The sequence below is a fragment of the Winogradskyella pulchriflava genome (assembly GCF_042434315.1).
GTDB classification, from domain to species: domain Bacteria; phylum Bacteroidota; class Bacteroidia; order Flavobacteriales; family Flavobacteriaceae; genus Winogradskyella; species Winogradskyella pulchriflava.
Window position 1 is genome coordinate 988,476 of record NZ_JBHLTQ010000001.1, and the last position, 25,650, is coordinate 1,014,125.

Consider the following 25,650-nt stretch of genomic DNA (forward strand, 5'->3'; position numbering starts at 1 on the left):
AGAGACTACAATATTACTTCAAAAAAGTGAAAGATTTAATGCGCTTCCAACCAATTATCACCAATATCTAAATCTACATCCAACGGAACAGAAAGTTGGTAAGCATTTTCCATTTCGGTTTTGATGAGGGTTTTCATGGCCTCAAGTTCTGGTTTGTAAATGTCAAACACCAATTCATCATGTACTTGTAATAGCATTTTGGATTTGTAATTACCTTCTGATAGTTTTTGATGAATATTAATCATCGCAATTTTTATAATGTCTGCAGCACTTCCTTGTATTGGAGCATTTACGGCATTTCGTTCTGCTGCACCACGTACAACAGCATTACGCGAGTTGATATCCTTTAGATAACGACGACGACCTAAAACCGTTTGCACATAACCATTATCTCTGGCAAAATCTACTTGTTCGCTCATATAGGCACGTAATTTTGGATACGTAGCATAATAGGTTTCTATGAGTTCTTTGGACTCACTTCGAGATAAATCCGTTTGATTACTTAATCCAAATGCCGAAACTCCATATATAATACCAAAGTTAACCGTTTTAGCATTGCTACGTTGCTCGCGAGTCACTTCGGTAATAGGTACATTAAATACTCGAGATGCTGTAGAGGCATGAATATCTTCACCATTTTTAAAGGCTTCAATCATGGTTTCTTCTTCGCTTAATGCTGCAATGATTCGCAATTCTATTTGAGAGTAATCCGCTGCTAAAAGGGTATAATCTACGTTTCTTGGGATAAATGCTTTTCGCACTTGGCGACCACGTTCTGTACGTATTGGAATGTTCTGTAAATTAGGATTGTTACTGCTTAATCGACCAGTAGCGGCAACAGTTTGCATATAATCTGTATGAACTCTGCCTGTGCTTTCTTCAACTTGTAATGGTAACGCGTCAACATAGGTACTTTTTAATTTACTCAGTCCACGATAATCTAAAATTTGCTGAATGATTTCATGGTCCTTGGCTAAATAAGACAAGATGTCTTCACCAGTTGCATACTGACCTGTTTTTGTCTTTTTAGGTTTATCAACCAGTTTCATTTTTTCGAAAAGAATGATGCCTAATTGTTTTGGTGAAGCAATATTGAATTCTTCACCAGCAGCTTCGTATATGCTTTTTTCTAGGTTGGCAATATCGTTATTCAATTGCTCGGAAAGCGATTCTAAAAAGCCTTTGTCAAGATTAATTCCTTCCAATTCCATATCCGCTAAAACGCGTAGCAATGGCACTTCAATCTCATCAAAAAGTTTTTGAGTATTGGCTTCTCCTAGTTCATTTTGAAAATGTTCTTTAAGCTGAAGTGTAATATCAGCATCTTCTACGGCATACTCGGTTTGTTTTTCTAAAGGAACATCGCGCATTGAAAGCTGATTTTTTCCTTTTTTGCCAATTAAGGTTTCAATTGAAATTGGTGTGTAATTGAGGTAAGTTTCTGCCAATACATCCATATTGTGTCGCATATCGGGATTGATAAGATAATGCGCTAGCATGGTGTCAAAGAGTTTTCCTTTTACCTCGATGTTGTACTTGGCTAAAACTTTAATATCGTATTTTAAATTCTGACCAATTTTTTCGATGTTTTCATTTTCAAAAAAAGGTCTTAGCTCTTCAATAAGTGTTTGAGCTTCATTTCTGTCTTCCGGAAAAGGGATGTAGAAACCCTTACCAACTTCCCAAGAAAACGCAATGCCAACCAATTCTGCAGTTAATGGATTTAAGCCAGTAGTTTCAGTATCAAAACACACTGAAGTTTGGTTCATTAAGTTTTTAACAAATAGTTTTGTGGCCATGCCAGAAGCTACGCTTTGGTAAAAATGTGAAGTTGTTTCGGCAGTTTTACGTGTATATTCTGAAACGGTTTCGGTAGTGTTAGAAGTATCTCCACCAAAAAGAGAAAATTGACCAGCTCCTGCAGATTTTTTTTCGGTTGGAGTGGTTTTTGGGGCTTCTTGTTTATCAGGTGTTTGTGTTGTGGTCTCAGTAGTTTCTGTAGAAAACGTCTTAAGGAAATTATCAGTTAGTCGTCTAAATTCTAACTCTTGAAAAATTTGTTTTACCTTCTCTATATCTGGGTGATCGAGTTCAAAATCTTTGGCATTAAAGGTCACAGGTACATCTAGCATAATTGTAGCAAGTTGTTTCGACAACAGGCCTAGCTCTTTATTAGCTTCAATCTTCTCCTTCATTTTACCTTTTAGCTCATGCGTATTTGCCAAAAGATTTTCCATACTACCAAATTGATTAATGAATTTCTTTGCTGTTTTTTCGCCTACACCAGGAAGACCAGGAATATTATCGCTAGAATCTCCCATCATACCTAAAAAGTCAATGACTTGTAAAGGGTCTTTAACTTCAAATTTCTTTTGTACTTCCGGAATTCCCCAAGTTTCATAACCACCTCCAAAAACAGGTCTATACATAAAGATATTTTCTGTAACCAATTGAGCAAAATCTTTATCTGGAGTGACCATATAGGTTTTGTAACCTTCTTTTTCAGCCTGGCGCGAAAGTGTGCCTATAACATCATCAGCTTCATAACCTTCCTTGACCATAATTGGAATATGCATAGCCTCGAGAATATTGCATATATGTGGAATAGCAGTTCTAATGCCTTCTGGTGTTTCATCTCTATTGGCTTTATACGCTTCAAACATTTCTACGCGGTCAACGCTACCTCCTTTATCAAAACAAACAGCTAAATGATCTGGTCGTTCACGTTTTATAACATCTAAAAGAGAGTTCATAAAGCCCATAATGGCTGAGGTGTCTTCGCCTTTAGAGTTTATTCTTGGATTTTTTATGAACGCATAATATCCGCGGAAAATAAGTGCATAAGCATCAACTAAAAAAAGACGTTTTTGGTCTGACATGTTATATCATATTTAATTTAAGTAAGCTTCGAAAAATGCCCTTTTTTCATTTCTGCTTTAAAATAAAAATGAAACGTAGCTAAGGCTATGCTTAATTTTTCTTTTTTGCATAATCTAAAAAAATCATCATTTTACGTATAAGCTGACCTAAACAAAAAATGATATTGCAGTTTTTTTGAAGTCTATAAAACTACAAAACTTAAAACTTGAAATGAAAGATTGTTGCGCTAAAAAATAAAGAAAAAGAAAGCCGATCCCTACTTCGACTTTCTTTGCTCAAAAATATAATTGAAGACAATCCAATTATGTTGTAAATGTGATGCCGTATTGACCACATATTTCTGTAATTTTTTTGAAATCTGGAGGACCTGAAGGTAAATCAGCTATTTCTTTGAACATTAGTTCAATTCCGGAAGGAAATGCACTAGTTATCATTTTGGCTTTTTCTGTACCTACTACTTTCCATGAATGAGGAATGTTTTTAGGTGCAAAGGCAATATCTCCAGTTTCTAAGATGGTTGTTTTACCATCGATTGTTATTTCTATTTGGCCCTTAATGACTCTAAAAATTTCATCCTCTTTAGTATGTATGTGAGGTGGAATGCCAACACCAGGTTCTACATCATCTACCCATTCTACAATTTGGTTATTGGTATCACTACCGCCGAGCTTATGGGTTTGTATATCTCCAATTACATTTAAGAGATTGCCTTTGTTATTTCTAACAATTTTTGGATTTGAGTCACCTGTTAATTTAGACCATGTTTTAGAAAATGCAGTTTGCGGAATTAAAGTTAAAAGGCTTAAACCACTTAGTGACTTTAAAAAATTTTGTCTTTTCATTGCATCGGAATTTTAATGGTTAATAATTATTTTTAAAGACTGAGGCTTACTTATTATATCTTTTATAATTGTTCTATATCAAAATACGTAATAGAATTATTAGAATTTATAGTAACTCCTATGGCCCTTTGATATGCTATATCAATAGTTTGTCCGGCCGTGAGTTCAATTAAACTATTAATTTGCCTAATAATGTTACCACTACCTGAGTGATTGAAAGATGCTATTCTTACTTGAGAACCATCCACACGAATACGGATATCAAAAGTGCCTGTTGATGTTGACGAGTTAATTGCTATTTGTGCGCTAACACGATAAATTCCATCTGCTGGAGCTATGAACACATCTGAAGAGGTATCAAAGTTATTGCCAATATCAAAACCTTCTGTGTCAAAAAGAACTTTAGTAGTTCCAGATCCAGAATTGGTTTGGTCAGTACTTAAGGTAATGTGAGCTGCAGCTTTTTGGGGATTTAGAGAAGATAAATCAACAGTTTGTGCTGCCTGACCGTCGTCTTCTATCTCTAGAGTTAATTCGTTTGTAACTGAATTGAAACTAAAGCTATCTATTTGCTGGTTGTCACCATCTTGTAGTGGAGCAAGATCTACTGTAGCCATTGGTAACCCATCATCTTCTAATGATATGCCCAAAACAGTACCAGTTAATCCGATATTGTCGATAGTTTGATTGTCAGTGTCTGTGATTGCATCTTGAAACGTTATATTACCAGCTCCGTCGGTTGTTAAAACTTGACCGTTTGTACCGTCTAAAGTAGGAAGGGCATAACCAGTTGTAGCTGGATTTCCTATTTGCAATTCATTATCAACCCTAAAATCACCATCAACATGCAATTCGGTTTGTGGGTTGTTATTGCCAATACCGATAAAGTTGTTCCCAGCATCAACAAACAGCATGTATGGTTCTGTATCACTTTCTACTCTAAAATCTGATGTAGAGTATCCATTATCGTTAATTACAACATTACCTTCAGCTCTGAAGCCATCATTTGCATATAATTGTCCACCATGAAAATAGCCCGATAAGCCAGTGCCATTAGCCCAGCCTTCAATGGCTGTGCCCGAACCTAGACTTTGCCCAATAATAGCTTCACCAGAATCGTACGAAGTGAAAAATCCTGCTACAGCATTGTTGCCATGTGCAATAGCTTGAAGAGCGACATTGTTTACTGAATATCCACTAAAAAAGCTACCTCCAGTTTGAAATCTTGCAGCTCTCCCTTGAGTGTTTATAACATTTAAAGTATAATGGTCAGTAGTCCCAGTACCTGTAAAATAAGTACCATGACCACTTGCAGAGTCCACATATAATTTATATATACTAGAACTAGTATTACCGATACCAACAGAACCAAGTGTATAGATATTATCATTAATGTCACTTGGCAGATTCGTACCAGGTTGAACATACCAATCATGATCTGAAGAGATAGAGGACAAATCAACGGTTTGAGCAGGTACTCCGTCATCTTCAATTTCTAAGGTTAGAATATTTGTTCCAGAATTAAAATTAAAAGTTTCTATCGTTTGATTATCTGTGCCTGTTCCATCTTGCAACGATCCTAAATCAATAGAGGTTCCTGTGCCATTTTGAATCCCTAAATTTAAAGTTGTGCCTGTTAGTGAAGCAGCTGTTAAATTCTGATTGTCTGTGTTTGTAAAAACTGTACTAGGATCAACCCAATTGGCATTTCCATTGGCATCAGTACTTAATACATAACCCAAAGCTTCGTTACCATCTGTGTATTGAAAAGCAGAAGCGACCTCTAACTTATCATTTACATAAACATTACCAGATCCGTTACTACCTACAACACCAAAATGACCTGCCCAATTGATTGTTCCTCCAGTAGCAGAAGCTAATATACCAGTGTTAACTATAGCACCTGAAGTTGCAGTAAATAAACCACCTATATTCTCATCACTAGCACCAGAAACATTGGTGTAAATACCAATATTATTATCTCCATTACCATTAACTAAAGTTGAAATACCTGTGTTATTGTCGCCATTTGCAGTATTTGCTATTGAAGATGCCGTTGTTAATGAAGATGAATTTGAATTTCGAACAGTTATAGAAGAGCCAACTATGGCAGAAGAACTTGTTGTCTCTGCAGTAATATACTGTCCATATCCACCAGTAGCAGAGGTTTGCGAGTAATCTAAACTCATCCCACTTATTTGTGAGCCAGTATAATTAATGTCTAATGCCGCAATTGGTGTAGTATCACCAATACCAACATTACCATGTGTAAATATATTATCGTTAATATCGTTTGGACTTGCTGAGGTGCCTTCTTCATACCAATCAGAATCACTTGTTTGGTTTTGAAAACTAATATTACCAGCACCATCTGTGGTCATGACTTGGCCGTTGGTACCATCTGTTAATGGCATATTATATTCGTCATTTATATTTAATAGACCACTTTTATAAATCGTTAAGGCATTTTGTCTTGCTACATCTGATGTGCCGTTGCCTACAACTAACAATCTGTCATCAGGATCAAAAGCTGATGTGTTGTCTGGTGTATAGTCGGTATTAAAATTGCCTATTGCAGTTTCAGCAAATGACGCTGCAATTGTGCCATTACCCATTGCGGTTGAACGGTCTCCTGTTGCTTGAGTTAAGCTTCCTGTGGCAAATGTACGCTCGCCTGTAGCTAAAGGTGAATAACCTAATGCGATGGAATAATCACCTTGATTTGAATAAATCCAATCTGTACCTTCATTAAAACCAGCTCTAAACACTGCGTTAAATGGATTGAAAAACATTAATGATTTATCATTAGGAGGTGCTAAAATTACAGAGCCCGAAGCACCGAAATCTCCTCGCACATTAAAACCATCTCCTCCTGTTATAGAAACAGGACCATTGTCTGCAACAATTGTTGCTCCTTGGTTTGGAGAAGGGACACTTTGGTCGTAAGCTTGGTCTAGTGTATTTGTGTTGTCTGTAAATATTGAGGAAGGATTGATGAAATTAATTTGACCTGCACCATCAGTTCCTAAAATCTGACCGTTGGCGCCGTCAGTAGTTGGTAAGGCATAACCAGTAGTAGAAGGATTACCAATTTGAAACTCTCCATTAGTTCTAAGTAAATTACTGTCAAATTCACCATAGATGAGTGCATTGTTTTCATCTGCATTGGAGTTCTCTATATACAGCCGATTATTATTAGTTTCACCACTTCCTGCAAAATAACCAATGAATATTGAGCCTGACCTACTCCCTACAGGCATTTTATATCCTGAATGATTACCAATAAAAATGTTATTACTACTATTTCCGTTAACTCCAAAACCTGCATTATTGCCAATTGCTGTATTACCATTACCATTCACTATGGAACTCAATGCTGACCAACCAACTGCAGTATTGCTATCTCCACCAATATTGTTATTGATAGCATATGTGCCAACTGCAGTATTAAAATCACCATTATTATCCAATAGCGATTGCGTACCAACGGCTGTATTATTAACACCAGTAGTATTAAAAAGCAAAGATTGAAAGCCAATGCCGATATTGTAATTACCAGAGGTATTACTATTCATTGCGGCTTTTCCTAACCCTACGTTATTATTATTGGACTGGTCGTCATTGGAGCCAGCATTTTCGCCTATATAAATTGATGAGCCATCGTCACTACCATCGTTATCACTTTTTGCATCTTCTAAATCATTAATTTTTCTTACTCCTAAAACATTTACCCAAGTACCATTTCCATTATCCCAGTAATAAAACCCTTTTGTTGGTGTTCCGTTACCAGTGACAAAAACCATCATACCATCTTGGTCTGCTGCTGGATTAGTAGATGGAAAGTTGTCTATTCTAGGAATTAAGATACCATCTGTATTCGCTGGGCTTGCCAAATTGGAACTTGTGATATCTAAACTTGCTTTTGGGTCTGTATTACCAATGCCAACTTGTGCAAAACTTGCTAGAGAGCAAAGTAGTAATAGTAGGGAGAGTTTAATTGTCTTCATAGTAAAATAATTTTGAGCCATTAACAGATTAGAGTTTTACATCCACACCAAAAACGTTTCTAACCTCTCTGATTATAGTGTGGATGTAATAGGTAACTCCAAGAAAAAGTTCACTTCCGCCAAGAATAAATGGGTTAAGGTTTCCCATAAGTTGAATGGATACATGACCTGCCAAAAAACTAGAATTAATAATTAATAGGGAGACGAGAAGCGTTGACGTTTTCATCTGGATAATGGTTTATGATTAATAGCATAACAAACCTATCATTTAACCCTAAAAATGGTCTTGATTATTTTTTCAAAAGCAAGGAGTATTTTGTCAAAATGATAAAAAATAGCAAGGAGTATTTATTCAAATTAAATATAAAATACTAATTGTTAATCAGTTACGAAATTCACTAGGACTTTGCTTAAATTCTTCTTTAAAAGCCTTACTAAACCAGTTTGGATCGTTGAATCCTATGGAATATGCGATTTCAGAAATGGATAAGTCACTGTTTTTTAGCATCTCTTTTCCTTTTTCTAATCGTACTTTTCTAATAAAGACTGAAGTACTTGTGTTGGATATGGCTTTGAGTTTTCGGTAGAGTTGAGAATCGCTCATTGCTAAAAATTTAGCGAGCTCAGTTGCACCAAAATTAGAATCGTCCACATGTTGGTGAATGGCATTGATTACCAAATTCAAAAAGATAAGTTTCTTATCTGTAGGCTTTACTTGTTCCTCTTTTTGTTCAACAATTGTTGTTACGGTATAACGTTCTTGTAGTTGCTTTCGTTTAGCAATAAGCATTTGCATACGTAAGCGTAATTCTTCTTTTTGAAATGGTTTGGTTAAATACGCATCCGCACCACTTGTAATACCTTCTAATTTATCCTCTTGCATAGCTTTTGACGTCAGCATAATAATTGGAATGTGGTTGGTATTGGTATTAGCTTGTAGTTTTTGTGTAAGTTCATAACCATCCATTACAGGCATCATAACATCTGTTACTACAATGTCTGGGATAATAGTTTCAGCAAGTTCTAATCCTTCTTTCCCATCTTTTGCAAAATTGACTTTATAGTCTGGTTGCAAGCAAGACGCAATGTAACGTGCCATATCTGTATTGTCTTCAACAATAAGTACTGTGTTAGAGTCATCGTCTGCAATAGCTTCATTTAATTGAGGTACAAAAGTGCCTAAGGTTATTTGGTCGTCATTGAGATTTAGGTCTTCTTTTTGAGCAGTATTTGTTATTGGTAATGTTATGATGAAGGTTGTTCCGTTTCCTAGTTTAGATTTTACGGTTATAGACCCATTAAACAATTCTACCAACTCTTTGGTTAGAGCCAAACCAATACCTGTACCTTGAGATATCTTATGTTCACTGTTTTCCACCTGATAAAAGCGATCGAAAATAAATTGCAATTTGTCTTCCGGAATGCCATAACCTTCATCACTAATTTTAATTCGTAATGTGGAATTATTTAGTAAATCTATATTGACATTTAATTCGGATGCTTTAGGTGAAAATTTTAAAGCATTAGAAATAAGATTAGTGAGAATTTGACGCATTTTTTCTGCATCAAAATCCATGACGATTTTCTCTTGATTAGAACTGAAATTTAGTTTTATCTGTTTATCTGAAGCAATACTTAAAAAACTATTTACAATGTGTTTTGAAAATGAAACAATATCATTCTGAATAAGATTAAGATTAAGTTGACCTTTTTCTAGCTTTGCTAAATCAAGCATTTGGTTTACTAAATTCAGTAAATTATTGCTATTCTGTTCTATGGTGTTTAGTGAGGTGTTTATATCGTCTTTTTCAGAAAATCGCTCTTTTAAATTGCCCAAATAACCAAGAATTATGGTTAGAGGTGTTCTAAACTCATGAGTAATATTAGTAATAAATCGAGATTTTAAACTGTCTAATTCTTGTAGTCGTTTAGATTCTTGACCTGCAATTTGCCTTTGAAGACTCATTCTGTAAAATGCAAAAACAATTCCTAAAAACATCAACAAATAGCTTAAGTAAGCCAAGTTGCTTTTGTACCAAGGTGGCGAAACTTTAATTTTTAATTCTAAAGGTGGCTTTTGCCATAAATCGTTTCTGGATTTACCTTGAATTTGTAATGTGTAGGATTTAGAGGATAAGTTTAAAAGTTGGATGTTGTTCTTGCTATCTAAAGTGTTCCAATCCGTATCATCTGGTAATAGTTTGTAAACATATTTAATGTTACTATTTGGTCTAAAATCTAACGCTGAAAAATCTATATTTACTGGGAAATCATCATAATTTAGATGGATAGCTTTAGAATGACTAATAGACGTTGAAAGGATTTTAGAAGTATTGGGCAGTATATATTCATCTTTTATTTTTAAGCTTGTAAACTTTAACAAGCCTTCTTTATCTAATTCCCCAATACGGTTTGGGTCAAAGATGTTTAAACCATTAATACCACCAAAGTATAGATGACCATTAGTCTCATCTTTAAACGAAGCTCCTAAATTAAATTCAGTACTCTGTACACCATCTTTTGGACTATAGTTAGTGAATTCTTCAGTTGTTTTATTAAACTTAAACAAACCTCCATTAGTTGATAGCCATAAATTGCCAAAATTGTCTTCATTAATGTTGTAAACAAATGTATTACTTAGTCCATTTCGCTTTGCGTAGTATTTAAATGTATCGTTTTCAGAATTATATTTATTCAATCCCTTTCGGCTTGCTACCCAAAGTGTATTATCAGAATCTACAAAAGCACTCAGAACGCCACGTGTTGCCAGTCCAGAGGTTTCATCGTAGTTTTTAACGGAGATCAACTCATCGTTTTCAAAATTGAGTTTGCTTAATCCTTTTTGGGTGCTCATCCAATAATTGTTAGAAGCATCTTCAACAATTGATAATGTAAATACTGAAGCCAGTTGTTCTGAGTTGTAATTTCTAAACCTAAAATCATTTTCAGAAACATTACCTATAAATTTTGAAAAACCTGCATTGAATGTCGTTATCCATATTGCTCCAGATAAGTCTTTATACACGCTACGCATATTTTCGGCAGGAAGTTTTGAAGCATCGTTGGCATCAATAGGGACTTTTAAAATTTTTGGATTTTCAATATTCAAGTTATCAAGCGGAATCACAAAAACACCGTTATTGGTAACAAACCAAATGTTGTTGTCGTTATCTTTTGTAATTCCTCTAACACGATTATGATTGGTAAGAATTTTAAATTTTGAACTGTCCTTATGGCTCGAAATAATTAAACCGCTTGATGAACCAGTGAATAAATAATCTTCAGTATCATAAACGGCAAAAACTGAAGGGTTGTCTAAGTTAAATCTATCTGTGGGTTGCCTAAAAACATGAGGCGCCTCAATTGCTGTAATATCGAGGTTAATGTTACCAATGAACATCAAATTTTCTGAAATAAAAAGTTCGTTAATACCATCGGAATTAATGGTCGAAGTATCATACTTTTTATCTGCTACATAATGTTGCTTAACAGTAAGTATGTTGTTAGCAAAATCTGCAACTAAAAGCCCATTAGAAGTTGTGCCGATATAATAAATACCATTATGATAGGCCAACGTATTAACATTGTAGCTGGAAGGTTGTCTGTTTTCAATGATTTTAATAGGTTCAAATTTGTTGGTTGCTTTAGATAAATTGAATAAGCCTGTATCAGTTGTTACCCAAATTATGTCGTTCAAAACTTTTATGTTATTAACAGGTGTATTAAGCTTTGTAATGGGTTTGAAAAAGAGATTATAACCAGAGTCATTACTTGTGTTAAGTGTTGCTGAATGAATGACACCTTCATCTGTACCAACATAAACAATATCATTATGTACTGCAATTCCAGTTATTTTCTTTGGAAAGTCTTTTTCAAAATTGTTGCTATGAAAACTTCCAAATTGGTCAATTACAGTAACACCATTGTTATAAAAGGCCGCTAAAGTAAGATCGTTATACGCAATGAGTCGTGTACAGTTGGCATCGGTTTCACCATGTTGGGTAATGGTTTCGTTAAAAATATCATAGCGATACAACCCATTCTGACCTGTGCCTACATACACATAATTGTCATTGGCGAGAATAGCTCCAATTCTATAGCCTGCAATATCTAGATTCGTTGAGGCATCTGGTTGAGGTACAAAAAAATTGTGCCCATCGTAGCGCACAACACCGTCGGAAGTACCTAGCCAAAGAAACCCATTAGCGTCTTTATCTATACAATGAATGGTCTCTTGTGGTAAACCTTCATCCAAGCCAAGGTGCGAAAATGTTAATTTTTGGGCACTAGAAACTAAGCTGACTAAACAGAAGAGTAGAAAGAGGTTAGTGTTGCTTAATCTAAGGGAACAAATGTTAATAGGATTCGTCATTAAAGATTAATAGTCTTCACTAAATTACTAATTCTATTTTTATTAAGATATACTAATCTTAAATTGAACAGCAATTTGTAATTTTCCGCATTCAATTTTATAGATATGAAAACAATTTCAATAGCCATACATGGTGGAGCAGGAACTTTAGTAAAAGGAATGATGACTCCTGAGCTCGAATCTCAATATAAATCGGCTTTAAAACAAGCTTTAGATGCTGGATATAGTTGTTTAGAAAAAGGGAAAAGCGCTATTGAAGCTGTAGAAGTTGCCGTAAAATTATTAGAAGATTCTCCACTGTTTAATGCAGGTAAGGGAAGTGTCTTTACTGCTGAAGGCACACACGAAATGGATGCTGCAATTATGGATGGAAATACCTTAAATGCTGGTGCTGTGAGTTTAATTACTGGAATTAAAAATCCTGTAAGTTTAGCCAAAGATGTTATGGAAAAAAGTGAGCATGTATTTTTAGCAGGTGAAGGAGCAATGACGTTTGCTAAAGAATTAAATTATAAACTCGAAGATACAAGCTACTTCTATGACGAGTTTAGACATAATCAATGGTTAGAAATAAAAGACACGGATAGTTTTCAATTAGATCATTCCGTAAAAAAAGACTCTAAATTTGGAACAGTTGGTGCTGTAGCTTGTGATAAAGAAGGAAATATTGCAGCTGCAACTTCTACAGGTGGTATGACGAATAAAAAATGGGGAAGAGTAGGTGATTCTCCAATGATAGGTGCTGGTAATTACGCTAATAATAAAACCTGTGCTATTAGCTGCACTGGTAGTGGTGAATTTTTTATAAGAGGTGTTGTAGCTTATGATGTGGCTTGTTTAATGGAGCACAAAGGTTTGAGTTTGCAAGACGCTGCGGATGAGGTTATACATCAACGTATATTAGAAATTAATGGAGATGGAGGACTTATTGCTGTAGATACTAAAGGGAATATTGCAATGCCGTTTAATACCGAAGGTATGTATAGAGCCTCTAAATCTTCAATCGGAAAAGAAGAAGTATCAATCTACAAATAATGAAAGTTCAGCATCTTGGTAATACAGATTTTGAAGTTATAATGGCATGTTTCCATTCGGCATTTGAAAATTACTATGTAAAAATGCCGACGGATAATGATTTTTACAAACAACGTTGGAAAGCAGCTGGTGTTCGATTCGACTTATCTTATGGAATGTTTGATGACGGTAAGTTAGTTGGTTTTATTATTAATGCCATAGATAATCGTCAAGGTGAATTAACAGCATATAATTCTGGAACAGGTGTTATTCCGGAGTATCGAGGCAAGCGAATTGTAAAATCTATCTATGATTATGCAATACCTGAACTGCTTAAAAATGGAATTACTAAATGCCAACTCGAAGTTATCACAGCAAATGATAAAGCCATAAAGTCTTATGAAGGTATAGGTTTTAAAATTTGTAAGCATTATAAATGTTTTAAAGGACGACTTACAGTGAAAAAGCAAAACAATTTTGATTTAAAAAAGGTATCATATCAGCTAGTAGATTGGAACACATTGCCAAACCAAGCGTTTTATTCTTGGGATAACCAAAAAGAAAGTTTAGCTAAAGGAAATTACGAATATTATCAAGTATTTGTAGATGATAAAATTCAATCTTATTTCGTGATGAATCCTGATAGTGGTTACGTAGCTCAGTTTGAAGTTTTAGAGGATTCCCTTTCACAATGGCAAAATCTGTTTTCGGCAATACGGTCTGTTAATCAAGAGATCAGAATCAATAATATTGATGACAGACTAACTCAAAAAATTAAAGCGGTTGAAACTATTGGATTAGAAAATACCGTTGATCAATTTGAGATGGAATTATTTTTTGGGGACTAAGTTTGCAGAAGCTATATAAAAGGAGCTTCAATAGGAAGCACTTCAATGTTTTTGTTTTTTATATTAAAGCGATCTCCATTAGATAAAATATGAGTTTTCATATTCGTTAACGACATTGGTGTACCAACTTTCAAAACACTATGGTTGTTATGTTTTATTTTTCTGCCATCAAAAACAATCACCATTCCAGAGCCAATAACTTCAAAACAATTGTCTTTAATAATTAAACCAGTGTCCTCAGCCAATCCTAACCCAATAAGTTTAGGGTATTGTGCAATAGCTTCAGAAATTCTACCAAAACGTCCTCGTTTTACAAAATGTGTATCAATAATTAGTTCAGGAATCAGGCTCAAACCTTTATACATTTTTACAGCACCTTTAATAAAAGATTCAGACGCACTTCCACCAGCTATCATTTGTTTTGCCATTGCCATAGCACCAGCACTTGTGCCAGCTATAACAAAGCCAGACTCATTTTTGTAGCGTTTTAGTAAGATTTTATGAATAGTTGTACCTCCAATTTTATCAGCTATTTTAGATTGGTCACCTCCAGAAAACATGACGCAATTGGCATTCTTTATAAGCGTTTTGGCACGATCAGTTTCAGAATCTTCTATAGATCTAATATCAAGTACTTCAACATTTTTACAACCTAAGGTGTTAAATGCAGTTAAATAATTTTCGCCTACTTCAACAGGAATACTTGAAGCCGTTGGTATTACCACAATATTTGCATCGGTTCCTCCAGCTTCTTTTACAACATGATATAGAATACCTTCATCAATAAATTCTAGAGTGTACATTTCATCAGCCTCAATACCTTTATCTTCATTTCCGCCAATTGGTATTAATGTTCCCTTTATCTTCTGCATAATTATAGTCTAAAAATATTGCCCAAAAATAAGGTAATTTTTTTATTGAAAATGTCTATATTTATAATCTTTCACTACTAAAATTTAAAACCAACCTATATGAAGATACGCGAAATAAATGCCATGAGAGGGCCTAACTATTGGTCTATTAGACGCCATAAATTAATTGTTATGGTTCTAGATCTTGAGGAAATGGAGGAATTGCCATCTAATAAAATTGAAGGTTTTCCAGAACGTTTAAAAACAATGTTCCCAAGTATGTATTCTCATCGCTGTTCAGAAGGTTGCGAAGGTGGGTTTTTTATGCGTGTCGATGAAGGTACTTGGATGGGTCATATTATAGAGCACATTGCTCTAGAAATTCAAACCTTAGCTGGTATGGATACTGGATTTGGAAGAACACGTGGATATGGCGAACATGGTGTTTATAGTGTCGTCTTTTCGTATATGGAAGAGTCTGTAGGACGTTATGCTGCAAAAGCCGCAGTACGAATCTGTGAAGCCTTAATTGCTGGTGAAGATTATGATTTGTCTGAAGACATTCAGGAAATGCGAGAATTAAGAGAAGCAGATCGTCTAGGCCCTAGTACTGGTTCTATTGTAGAAGAGGCGGAATCTAGAGGGATTCCTTGGATAAGATTGAATAAATATTCGCTTTGTCAATTGGGTTACGGTGCTAATCAGAAACGTATTCAGGCTACGGTAACTAGCGAAACTAGCAGTATAGGAGTAGAGTTGGCTTGTGATAAAGAAGACACAAAATACCTGTTAGAACAAGCTGAGGTTGAGGTGCCGAGAGGTGATATTATTCGTCGAGAACGAAGCTTGGAGGAGGCATGCCGTTATGTTGGTTACCCTTTGGTAATTAAACCAATAGATGGTAATCATGGCCGTGGAATTACTGTAGATATAAAAAACTATGATGATGCTTTGGTAGCCTTTAGGCATGCAAAAGAAAGTTCCAAGAGTGGTGCTATTATAGTAGAAAAGTTTATTGTAGGTGAGGACTATAGGTTGTTAGTCATAAATAACAAGTTGGTGGCAGGAGCTTTAAGAACTCCAGCGCATGTGGTAGGAGATGGGAAATCTACAATTCAAGAATTAATTGATAAAGTTAACAGCGATCCACGTCGTGGTTTTGGACATGAGAATGTATTGACACAAATTACAGTGAATGAGTTAACTAAAACCATTATTAAGGATGCAGGCTACACTTTAGAATCTGTAATTGATGAAGGTGAACGTCTCATTTTAAAAGATACGGCGAATTTAAGTACAGGAGGTACTGCGGAAGATATTACAGATATAATTCACCCAGCTAATGTAAGTATGGCTGAACGAATATCTAAAATAATAGACCTTGATATCTGTGGTATTGATATTATGACTACAGATATATCTAAACCCTTATCCGAAACTGGTGGTGCTGTACTAGAAGTCAATGCTGGACCTGGTTTCAGAATGCATTTGGCTCCAACATCTGGCTTGCCTCGTAATGTTGCGGCACCAGTAATTGATAAACTATTTCCAATAAAAGGAGATACAGGTCGCATTCCTATTATAGCTACATCTGGTACAAACGGAAAAACCACAACCACAAGATTAATAGCTCATATTGCAAAAATGAAAGGTCATCGTGTTGGTTATACCACAAGTGATGGTGTTTATATTCAAAACAGATTACTTATGACAGGAGATTGTACAGGTCCTGCAAGTGCAGAGTTTGTGCTAAAAGATCCAACAGTGAATTTTGCTGTTTTAGAATGTGCAAGAGGAGGTTTGTTGAGAGCAGGTCTTGGATTTAAACAATGCGATGTTGCAGTGGTCACTAATGTGGCTGCAGATCATTTGGGCTTAAAAGGGATACATACCATTGAGCAATTAGCAAAAGTAAAAGCTGTTATTCCAGAGACTGTGTTACCAGATGGATATGCCATTTTAAATGCTGATGATGATTTAGTCTACGATATGAGACGTAATGTTAATTGTAATGTAGCCTTATTCTCTATGGACGAAAATAATCCTAGAATAAAAGCTTTACAACGTCTTCATGGTATTACAGCTGTTTATGAAAACGGATATGTAACAATTTGCAGAGGCGAATGGAAAATGAGAATTATGAAAGCTGAAGATATTCCGTTAACTTATGGTGGAAAGGCGAAATTTATGATTCAGAATGTACTTGGTGCTATTCTTGCAGCACATGTTCAAGGCATTAGTATTGAAGATATGAAGGCTGCCTTAGAGACTTTTATTCCATCAGCATCTCAGACTCCAGGACGTTTAAATCTTTTTAAGTTTAATGACTTTACAATACTTTTAGATTATGCTCATAATCCAGCAGGAATGCGAGCGTTACAAAAGTTTACAGATGAGTTAGAAGCTACGGTTAAGGTCGGAATTATTGCAGGTATAGGTGATAGACGTGTAGAGGATAACAATGAAATGGGAAGCATTGCAGCTGAAATGTTTGATGAAATTATAATTAGACAAGACAAGCGCTTACGTGGAAAAACAGAAGAAGAGCTCATTAAAATGCTAGATGATGGTATTAAAATGAAAGACCCAAATAAGAAAACGACCATTATTCCTTCTGAAAAAGAAGCTATAAAATTTGCGGTTAAAAATGCCGTAAAAGGTTCTTTAATTATATTGTGTAGTGATGTTATTCCAGATGCTCTCGATCTTGTAAAAGAGTTCAAAGAAAAAGAAGCTAACGGAGAGTTGAATTATGCAGATTAAGTAGAGTTATATAAAATAAAAAAGCCGAAACATAAGTTTCGGCTTTTTTTAACTATTTATTTTGCTCTTAGCAAAGCTTTACAGTCTTAATCTTAATTTGAAGACTCTTTCTGTAAGCTTTTATACTTATAATTTCGTTACTCTTTTTATGATTCATTTTTAAAACCTTTGCTTTTGTTTTAGCTGATATACTTGCTTTTGTTGCTTCAGGCTTTTCAGCTTCAATGGTTTCAATAAGTTTAGTCTCAACATTACTTACAATATCTTGCTGTGCAAATCCTGCTAGAGACATTGTTAAGAATAATAATATGACTAAAACTTTTTTCATAATTGTAAGAAGCTATATTTGTTTTAACTTCGAGTCAAAGAAACATCACATTTATCATCTTGGTGAAAATTTTAGATAAAACAAGGCGATAATTAGATAACTGACATCTGTTAGTAAAAAACATCGATGAAATGCATAAAATGAGCTTTTAGCCCTTTAAAATCAATGATTTTATAGGTGAATTAATAAAAGTTATAGATTATCTGTAATGGTAAGTGTAAAATATCGATGAAATACTTAAAAATGGCGTAAATAAAAGTAAATATTGAAGTGAAAAATGAATGATATTAAAGAAAATCCATATTACCAGTTGTTTTCAAAACAAAAGGATAATCAATTTAAAGTAGGTAAAAGCACTTATAATCAGAGAGTTAAAAAACTAAATGCACTTCAACGAGCGATAGAATTTACCTATAGAAAGCAAATTATAGAAGCACTACATAAGGATTTAAATAAACCTAAAGTAGAAGCAGAGCTCACTGAAATCTATCAAATAATTGGTGAGATTAAATATGCAAAAAAGCATCTAAGACAATGGATGCGAAAGCAAAGTGTTGAGACACCACTATCTATGTTGGGTTCTGGTTCATATTATGTATACGAACCCAAAGGTGTATGCCTAATAATTTCTCCTTGGAATTTTCCTTTCAATCTTACGTTTGGGCCATTAGTCTCAGCAATTGCTGCAGGTAATACAGCTATAATTAAACCGTCAGAGATGACGCCTAATTCTTCAGGCTTAATGGCTAAAATTGTGGCAGATATATTTCCAGAAGATGAAGTTGCTTTGCTTGAAGGCAAGGTTGAGGTCTCTACTCAATTATTAAAACTACCATTTAACCATATCTTTTTTACAGGCTCTCCTAACGTTGGTAAGATAGTTATGACGGCTGCAGCAAAACATTTAGCATCGGTTACTTTAGAGCTTGGCGGAAAGTCACCTACAGTATTAGACAAAACAGCAAATTTAGATACGGCTGCAAAGAAAATTATCTGGGGAAAATATATGAATGCTGGTCAAATATGTGTGTCGCCAGATTACGTGCTAATAGACGAAAGCCTAAAAGAAAAGTTTTTAAAATACTGTAAAAAATGGCTAATCCATTACTACACAGAGCAACCTCAAAATTCTGAATCTTATGCTAGAATTGTAACCGATAAGCATTTTGAACGTTTAAATTCTCATATTGAAAACGCCAAAACTTTGGGAGCAACTGTAGAGGTAGGTGGTAAGACTGAAGCAGATACCAAATATATAGATCCAACTATTATTTCTAACATAAAAGAAGAAGCAACACTACTGCACGAAGAAATATTTGGACCCATTTTACCTATAGTCACCTATAATACTTTAGATGAAGCTATAAGCTATATCAATTCTAAAGAGCGACCACTAGCATTATATGTTTACAGTAAAAGTAAAACTAACATTAAAAAGGTGATACAAAATACAAGAGCGGGAGGTACTTGTATAAATAATAATATTATACACTACGCCAATCATAATTTACCATTTGGTGGCACCAATAATAGTGGTATCGGTAAAAGCCATGGGTTTTATGGGTTTGAAGCTTTTAGTAATAAGCGTGCTGTAGTTAAACAACATACTTTTGGAATTACTGAGTTGTTATTTCCGCCTTATACAAATTTGAAAGAAAAATTGGCTAGACTTACCATAAAATGGTTTTAATAAAAGGAAAAAAGCCGCTCCCTACAGCGACTTTTATCTCTAAAGTTTTAATCTATAAGTAACTAGATTAATAGCTTAGTAAATTTAAATCAAATGAGGCTTTATTCAAGATTTTTTTAGTGAATGACGACATTTCTTTAGTAAATGATTTTAGGGTTCTATATTAACTATTGAAAATTGAAAAAGTCGCTCCCTACTGCGACTTTTTCCTCAAAAACATAATCGTTTCTTCAAACAATTACTATTTATATTAATTATTTAATCTTCAATAGCACTAGCTGTTTCAGTTGAGTTGTTAGTGCTTCTGTTTTCTAATGCAAGTAAGCGTTCTTCTAGTTGTTGTAGTTTACTTAATTGTTGTTTTAGGGTTAAGTTTTCTGCTTCAAGTTTTTCAATTTTAGTGTTTAGTTCTTGAATGGCTTTTACCGTTACAGGAATGATATCTGAATAATAAACTCCCAAAACACTAGAGGGAACTTTTACAGGCTTAGATCCTTTTTCATCTGGTTTTACAAGGTCATAATCTCTTACGACTTCTGGAAGAATTTGTTGCAAGTTTTGAGCTGAAAACCCAATTTTTGTATCATCTGTTTTTCCATTTTTCCATTTATAAGTAATAGTTTCAACGTTCATTATTTGCTCTAATCCGTAATTTAGAGGTTTTATGTCTTTTTTTAATGTAAGGTCACTAGTGTTTATTGTACCGTCTGTTGCCCAAAGCGCAGTCCAGCGGAAGTTAGAAAACCCTAATCCGTCATCGTCGTCATTAAATGGAATAAAATTTGCATCCATCATTAGCACTTGATTACCGCCATCTGTTACAAATTCAGCAGTTCCTAAACCAACCGTAGATCCAGTGCCACCTTGCATGTTTGCTATATAATCTACAGTCACATTTACAGTTCCTGTTGTTGATGTAACCGTTCGTACAGAACCTTGTTGTGCTAATCCGCCAGAACCATTCCCAATTCTAACCAAATCATCTCCAGCATCTACCATAAAAGCATAAGTAGAATTATCGGATTCTATTCTAAAATCGATATCTAAATTTTGAGAATTGAATATGGTAAAACCATTACCGTGTATTCTATGGTTCATACTATTATTTTGATATAATTCTAGAACACCATCATCACCACTGTCATATAATCTCGCTAAAATATCACCGCTATTTACAGCACCTTCTCTTAGGTATATATCGTCTGAAAAAAAAGAATTTCCAGTAACGTTAAATGTGCCGGCATTATTAGCAGAACCAACAGAAACTCTATTGCTTCCTGCATCAACTAGAAGCATATTTTGATTTGATGCAGACTCTACTCTAAAGTCTCTATCTAAACCTTGTTGGTTGAAAACAGATGCCGTATTAGCATCTAAATCTATTGAAACCGTACCATTTTCATAAATCTGTAATCTTCCATCATCAGCCTCGTTAATAAATCTACCTAAAATCGTTGAGGCCGCATTTGTATTATCTTGCCTCCAATATAGGTCGCCACCGAATACAGCATCACCAAAAGTGTTCATCTCAAATTTGTCAATACCGCCATCTTGGACTTTATAAGTTCCTGAGCTATTTACATTAACAATGAAATCATTAGTGCCATTAGTAATGGTTGTGTTTTGTATTAAGTTGCCTCCAAGTCTAAAATCGTTAGCATTAGTAGTTATGCCATTTGTACCTACAGCATGTACTGTAACACTACCACTTGCACCTCCGCCAATAAGTCCATTACCTGCATTAACTTGGTTGATATCTCCTCCACTATCTAGAGCCGATAAGTTGACATTTTGTGCTGTTCCGTTTTCTATACCCACAGTTAGTATGTTTGTAGAAGAATTAAACGCTAAATTTTGAATATTTTGGTCATCAGTACCTGTTCCGTCTTGTAATGCTGCTAAATTTATGGAAGTTCCTGTCCCGTTTTCAATGCCTAAGTTGAGTGTAGTACCAGTTAGTGAGGCGGCTGTAAGGTTTTGGTCATCGGTTCCTGTTCCGTCTTGCAATGAGGATAAATTTATACTATTACCATCTTGGATGCTTAATGTGGTACCGGAAAAAGATAAGTTCTGGTCATCTGTATCAGTAAACAAAGTGGTCACATCCACAAAACTTAGGTAACCTGATCCGTTGGTTCGTAGAATTTGATTAGCACTTCCATCTGTAGTTGGTAGTGCATATCCATTGCTATTCGGATTATTAACTTGGAACGTACCATTGATTCTCAAAATATCATTATTAAATTCACCATAAATTAATGGTGACAGAGATGAAGAATTTTCAATATAAAGCAAGTTGCTTCCAGAGGATAATGTAGATGCAGAATTATATCCTATAAAAACATTGCCAGACCCATCAACGTTGTTTCCAGAACTAAATCCCAAAAGTACATTGTTTGATCCGTCTGAGCTATTTCCGGCACTATAGCCTAATACAGTATTGTTTCCACCTCCTCCAAGGTTTCTAAGTGCATACGTACCCACGGCAACGTTGCTATTGGAATTGAAGTTAATATTCTCCATCGCACCTTGGCCTATAGCAGTATTTAAAGCACCAGTGGTCATATTCTTCATAACATTATGGCCTATGGATACATTATTACCAGGCACGGAATTTCCTAGATAATCTTCCATAGAAGTAGAACCAATAGCTAAGTTGAAATCGTTATCCACTAAGGAATTTAATGCTCTTCTTCCAATACCTATATTAATGTTATTTGTGCCATCGTCATTAGTGCCAGAAAAATCTCCAATATATAGACTGCTAGAAGCACCATGGGTAATTGCATCCGAAAGATCGTTTAATTCTTTTGCACCAGCTAAAAATACCCAACCGGTACCTTGATTCCAATAATAAAATCCTTTGCCAGATGCTCCTGTGCCAGTATAAAAGATAAGCATTCCATCTCTCGTTGCTCCAGGTGCTGCGGGAAATGCACTCATACGAGGAATTAAAAGACCATCATCGATTGCAGGACTTGAAGAGTTGCTTGCTTCAATGTCTAATGCCGCTTGTGGGTTGGTTGTGCCCACTCCAACTTGTGCGTTTGTTGTAAAAATAAATAGTAAAGTCGTTAACGCGAAGCCTAGTAGTTTTGTCTTCATAATAACATGTTTTTGAGTTCTTTAACCCTTATACAACTTGAGGGAAATCTTTGTAGAGAAGTCGTATAAAGGCGAAATAACAGATTAATAGCTATATAAAGCTAGCTCAAAACCAGTGCTTTAAAATTTTCTTTTTAGCGAATGCCTTTTTTTATTTAGTGAATACAATTAAGCATAAATTATATGCTTTTTAACTTACTTACTACCAAACTCTTCTGCGAAGCACTTACAGGAATGCTGTCATCTCCTAGGAAAATGGTGTTTTTATCTATGCTAGAAATATGCTTAAGATTTACCACATAAGAGCGGTGAGCCTTAATGAAATCGTTACCTTCTAATTGTTCTGAAATATGTTTTAAGGTATGTGGCACTAAGTAAGTTTCGGCGTTGGTAACAATATAACAATAGTTATCATAGGCCTTGAGATAACTTATGGTATTCTGGTTTATGCGATGTAACCTTCCTTCATGTTTAATAGTTAAAAAATGCTGTTTAGAATCCTGATAATTATGCCAAGCCAATTCAATATTGGTTCTTAGACCTGTTTCGGTAAATGGTTTAACTATGTAACCTAAAGGATTGGTGTGTTTTACACGTTCAATTGTATTTGGGTCGGTTTGAGAAGATAAAAATAAATAGGGTAATCTTTTCTTGTCTAATGCTTCCGCTAAATCCACACCATCTTTATCACCACTCAATTGAATATCAACTAAAGTTAAATCTGGTTTCAACAGTTCTATATCTCGTAGAGCGGTATCGTAATCTTCAGCATCACCAATAGCATAAAAACCTTGTTTACGTAAGGCTACCTCTATAGTAGAAACTATAAGCGGCTCATCTTCAACAATGTAGATGTTTAGGGATTTCAAGATTTTTTTAATTTAGAACATTAAACTAATTAAACACTAAGTTACAATTATCTTTTTTTAGTGAATGCCCTGTTTTATTTAGTGAATGACGACCTTAATTACAATACGTTAAATTTACGCATTACCAATTTAGCTTCAGTTCCTTCATGAAGTTCTGATGTGTAATTTAAAGAAGCATTGAGTTTTTTAGATAAAGCTTTCATCAAAGTAATGCCAAAAGACGTGCTTTTAATCTCGCCTTCAAACCCTTTTCCATTGTCAATCACTTTGAGTTCTAGGTTTTCGCCTACTTTATTGAATTTTATATCAATTTTACTTTTTGAGGTGACTTTATCAAAAGCATGTTTTAAAGTGTTTACAATAAGTTCGTTAAGAATAAGGCCAACAGGCGTAATGGTTTCAATATCTAATACAAGCGATTCAGCCTCAATTGAATAAGGGATTGGTTCGGATTTAAATTGATGACTTTCAAAAATATCTCGTACCAAATCACTAAAATATTCCTTGGCATTTATACCCACCAATTCATCTTTATTGTACAATTTTTGGTGAATCAATACCATAGAACGCACTCTGTTTTCGGCTTCTTTTATGGCAATTTTCGCTTCTTTATCGACAACACTTTCAGATTGTAAATACAATAAACTAGATACAATTTGAAAACTGTTTTTAACACGATGATGTGTTTCTTTTAGCAGCACATTTTTTTCATCTATGGTGGCTTTGAGCAATTTTTGTTGCTTAGCTAACTTTATGTTTTGTTTTCTGTTTCTGTAAAAGAAAAAGCCCAAAACCATAGCTAAAAGTAATCCTAAACCTGCTAAATAAGAGTATAACTTGCTTTGCTTTTCCTTTGCTTCGAGTTCTAAAGCGTTAAGTTCTTGCGTTTTGTTGAACTCATATTGCATTTCTTGTTGGGTCTGCTTCTTGATGTTGTTTTCATTAAAAATAGAATCGTTGGTTTTGGTCAGAAGCTTGTAATTTTCAAGAGCTTTGTCATATTTGCCAACCGCTTTGTAGGCTTCAGATAAGCAATTGCTGGCATCTGCAATAAGCTCAAGGTTACCGCTTTTTAGTGCCAGAGTTTTGGCAGCTTCACATTCGGTTACGGCATCATTAAATTGTTCTGTAGCGATAAACAAACTACCTAAGTAGTTTTTTGAAATAATAATATTTTCTTCAGGACCATTTTCAATATAATGTTGATGCGCTTTGTTTAGGTTAATGGCAGCTGCATCATATTGCTGTAGTTTGGTCTGTGCATTACCAATATTTAAATAAGAACTCATAATGAAACGAGAAGGCGCTTTACCTTCTTCCTTAAGTTTTTTACCTTCTTTAAATAATTCTAACGCTTCTGTATTTTTTCCTTGATCTAGTAGTAGCTCACCTTTGTTGGATAAAATAATACCTGCATTAACTTTTGAGTCCAAGCTTAAAGCAGATTTATAGGCGCCATCGTAATATTCTATGGCCTTATCTACCTCTTCCATTTGATTATAATAATTGGCGAGAGCATTGTTAAGAACCAAACTTTCACCCTTATACTTTCGTATTTGCTCTGCTTCTAATGTTAGGGTATCTATTTTATCCATAGCTTCTTTTGCGCGGAGCATAATGGCTAAAGCTTGAGGAATATTTCCTTTTTTTCTTGTAATACCACTTTTGGTCATAAGATTTGTTGCTCTAAGAAATGGCATCGTCTCATCATTTACATAGCTTAAAGATTTATCAATATAGATTTCAGCAGAATCAATTTTAGAATTAAAAAAGAAATAATTACCTAATGAATAGTAAGAATTGGCAAGCAGTTTATCATTGTTTTGTAATTGGGAAATTTGAACAGCCTTATCAATTAGAGGTCTAGTAATTGGCGTGTAGCGCATACGACCAGCATTGCTTGTCAACACTTTAATTTTTTCGTAATAATCCTCAACCGTATCAACTGAATTGAGTAATGAATCAATTAACTTTTGGCTTTTATCTACGTTATTTTGTGAAGTTATAGCACAGGAAAAACAAAGTAAAATAACAAAGTAATAATATTTCAAGGTGTTGGTGGTTAAGGGTTAATAACCTCC

Annotated in this window: 14 protein-coding genes; 4 read left to right on the forward strand and 10 right to left on the reverse strand. The window is 34.7% G+C overall.

Features of this window, described 5'->3' with window-relative positions:
* Positions 1 to 35: 35 nt before the first annotated feature.
* From polA to ACFFGA_RS04395, 5 genes are all read right to left on the reverse strand, one after another.
* On the reverse strand, positions 36 to 2,879 hold the full coding sequence (gene polA / locus ACFFGA_RS04375) for a DNA polymerase I (protein WP_386060196.1): 2,844 nt from the start codon (positions 2,877 to 2,879) through the stop codon (positions 36 to 38).
* A 303-nt stretch (positions 2,880 to 3,182) separates the two neighbouring features.
* The gene (locus ACFFGA_RS04380; RefSeq protein ID WP_386060199.1) at positions 3,183 to 3,722 is read right to left on the reverse strand and encodes a cupin domain-containing protein; all 540 of its coding nucleotides are present in this window, start codon (positions 3,720 to 3,722) and stop codon (positions 3,183 to 3,185) included.
* Between the two features lie 62 nt (positions 3,723 to 3,784).
* Positions 3,785 to 7,729 carry a beta strand repeat-containing protein gene (locus ACFFGA_RS04385; RefSeq protein WP_386060202.1) on the reverse strand — a complete coding sequence of 1,315 codons (3,945 nt, stop codon included), beginning with the start codon at positions 7,727 to 7,729 and terminating at the stop codon, positions 3,785 to 3,787.
* A gap of 28 nt (positions 7,730 to 7,757) precedes the next feature.
* A complete protein-coding gene (locus tag ACFFGA_RS04390) occupies positions 7,758 to 7,955 on the reverse strand; it encodes a hypothetical protein (protein WP_386060205.1) in 198 nt (65 codons plus the stop codon).
* Positions 7,956 to 8,111: 156 nt separating this feature from the next.
* On the reverse strand, positions 8,112 to 12,101 hold the full coding sequence (locus tag ACFFGA_RS04395) for an ATP-binding protein (RefSeq protein ID WP_386060208.1): 3,990 nt from the start codon (positions 12,099 to 12,101) through the stop codon (positions 8,112 to 8,114).
* Between the two features lie 105 nt (positions 12,102 to 12,206).
* Here ACFFGA_RS04395 and ACFFGA_RS04400 point away from each other — a divergent pair, with 105 nt between their 5' ends.
* Together ACFFGA_RS04400 and ACFFGA_RS04405 are read left to right on the forward strand one after the other, a co-directional pair.
* Complete coding sequence (locus ACFFGA_RS04400; protein WP_386060211.1) at positions 12,207 to 13,136, forward strand: isoaspartyl peptidase/L-asparaginase family protein; 930 nt, start codon at positions 12,207 to 12,209, stop codon at positions 13,134 to 13,136.
* Positions 13,136 to 13,963 (forward strand): GNAT family N-acetyltransferase, encoded by an 828-nt coding sequence (locus tag ACFFGA_RS04405; RefSeq protein ID WP_386060214.1) that lies wholly within the window; start codon positions 13,136 to 13,138, stop codon positions 13,961 to 13,963. Before ACFFGA_RS04400 ends, ACFFGA_RS04405 begins: the two co-directional genes overlap by 1 nt.
* An 11-nt stretch (positions 13,964 to 13,974) precedes the next feature.
* Here ACFFGA_RS04405 and ACFFGA_RS04410 read toward each other — a convergent pair whose 3' ends face one another.
* Positions 13,975 to 14,835: a cyanophycinase gene (locus ACFFGA_RS04410; RefSeq protein WP_386060217.1), complete on the reverse strand. Its 861-nt coding sequence runs from the start codon at positions 14,833 to 14,835 to the stop codon at positions 13,975 to 13,977.
* Between the two features lie 99 nt (positions 14,836 to 14,934).
* On the opposite strand from ACFFGA_RS04410, the gene cphA reads away from it, so the two are divergent.
* On the forward strand, positions 14,935 to 17,577 hold the full coding sequence (gene cphA, locus ACFFGA_RS04415; protein WP_386060220.1) for a cyanophycin synthetase: 2,643 nt from the start codon (positions 14,935 to 14,937) through the stop codon (positions 17,575 to 17,577).
* 67 nt (positions 17,578 to 17,644) lie between these two features.
* On the opposite strand, the gene ACFFGA_RS04420 is transcribed toward cphA, so the two are convergent.
* Positions 17,645 to 17,905 (reverse strand): hypothetical protein, encoded by a 261-nt coding sequence (locus tag ACFFGA_RS04420; RefSeq protein WP_386060223.1) that lies wholly within the window; start codon positions 17,903 to 17,905, stop codon positions 17,645 to 17,647.
* A gap of 277 nt (positions 17,906 to 18,182) precedes the next feature.
* Between ACFFGA_RS04420 and ACFFGA_RS04425 the strand changes: the two genes are divergently transcribed.
* Positions 18,183 to 19,595 (forward strand): aldehyde dehydrogenase family protein, encoded by a 1,413-nt coding sequence (locus tag ACFFGA_RS04425; protein WP_386060226.1) that lies wholly within the window; start codon positions 18,183 to 18,185, stop codon positions 19,593 to 19,595.
* A 258-nt stretch (positions 19,596 to 19,853) separates the two neighbouring features.
* Here ACFFGA_RS04425 and ACFFGA_RS04430 read toward each other — a convergent pair whose 3' ends face one another.
* From ACFFGA_RS04430 to ACFFGA_RS04440, 3 genes are all read right to left on the reverse strand, one after another.
* Positions 19,854 to 22,700: a tail fiber domain-containing protein gene (locus tag ACFFGA_RS04430; protein ID WP_386060229.1), complete on the reverse strand. Its 2,847-nt coding sequence runs from the start codon at positions 22,698 to 22,700 to the stop codon at positions 19,854 to 19,856.
* Positions 22,701 to 22,879: 179 nt separating this feature from the next.
* Entirely contained in the window at positions 22,880 to 23,569 is a 690-nt protein-coding gene (locus tag ACFFGA_RS04435; protein ID WP_386060232.1) for a LytR/AlgR family response regulator transcription factor, read from the reverse strand.
* A 98-nt stretch (positions 23,570 to 23,667) separates the two neighbouring features.
* Positions 23,668 to 25,620 (reverse strand): tetratricopeptide repeat-containing sensor histidine kinase, encoded by a 1,953-nt coding sequence (locus ACFFGA_RS04440; protein ID WP_386060235.1) that lies wholly within the window; start codon positions 25,618 to 25,620, stop codon positions 23,668 to 23,670.
* Positions 25,621 to 25,650: the final 30 nt, after the last annotated feature.

Bases quoted from the DNA above. Each gene is read 5' to 3' on its own strand.
- ACFFGA_RS04410 (WP_386060217.1), bottom strand. From the start codon at position 14,835: ATGCAGAAGATAAAGGGAACATTAATACCAATTGGCGGAAATGAAGAT.
- ACFFGA_RS04400 (WP_386060211.1), top strand. From the start codon at position 12,207: ATGAAAACAATTTCAATAGCCATACATGGTGGAGCAGGAACTTTAGTA.
- ACFFGA_RS04430 (WP_386060229.1), bottom strand. From the start codon at position 22,700: ATGAAGACAAAACTACTAGGCTTCGCGTTAACGACTTTACTATTTATT.
- cphA (WP_386060220.1), top strand. From the start codon at position 14,935: ATGAAGATACGCGAAATAAATGCCATGAGAGGGCCTAACTATTGGTCT.
- ACFFGA_RS04420 (WP_386060223.1), bottom strand. From the start codon at position 17,905: ATGAAAAAAGTTTTAGTCATATTATTATTCTTAACAATGTCTCTAGCA.
- ACFFGA_RS04405 (WP_386060214.1), top strand. From the start codon at position 13,136: ATGAAAGTTCAGCATCTTGGTAATACAGATTTTGAAGTTATAATGGCA.
- ACFFGA_RS04385 (WP_386060202.1), bottom strand. From the start codon at position 7,729: ATGAAGACAATTAAACTCTCCCTACTATTACTACTTTGCTCTCTAGCA.
- polA (WP_386060196.1), bottom strand. From the start codon at position 2,879: ATGTCAGACCAAAAACGTCTTTTTTTAGTTGATGCTTATGCACTTATT.
- ACFFGA_RS04395 (WP_386060208.1), bottom strand. From the start codon at position 12,101: ATGACGAATCCTATTAACATTTGTTCCCTTAGATTAAGCAACACTAAC.
- ACFFGA_RS04390 (WP_386060205.1), bottom strand. From the start codon at position 7,955: ATGAAAACGTCAACGCTTCTCGTCTCCCTATTAATTATTAATTCTAGT.
- ACFFGA_RS04425 (WP_386060226.1), top strand. From the start codon at position 18,183: ATGAATGATATTAAAGAAAATCCATATTACCAGTTGTTTTCAAAACAA.
- ACFFGA_RS04380 (WP_386060199.1), bottom strand. From the start codon at position 3,722: ATGAAAAGACAAAATTTTTTAAAGTCACTAAGTGGTTTAAGCCTTTTA.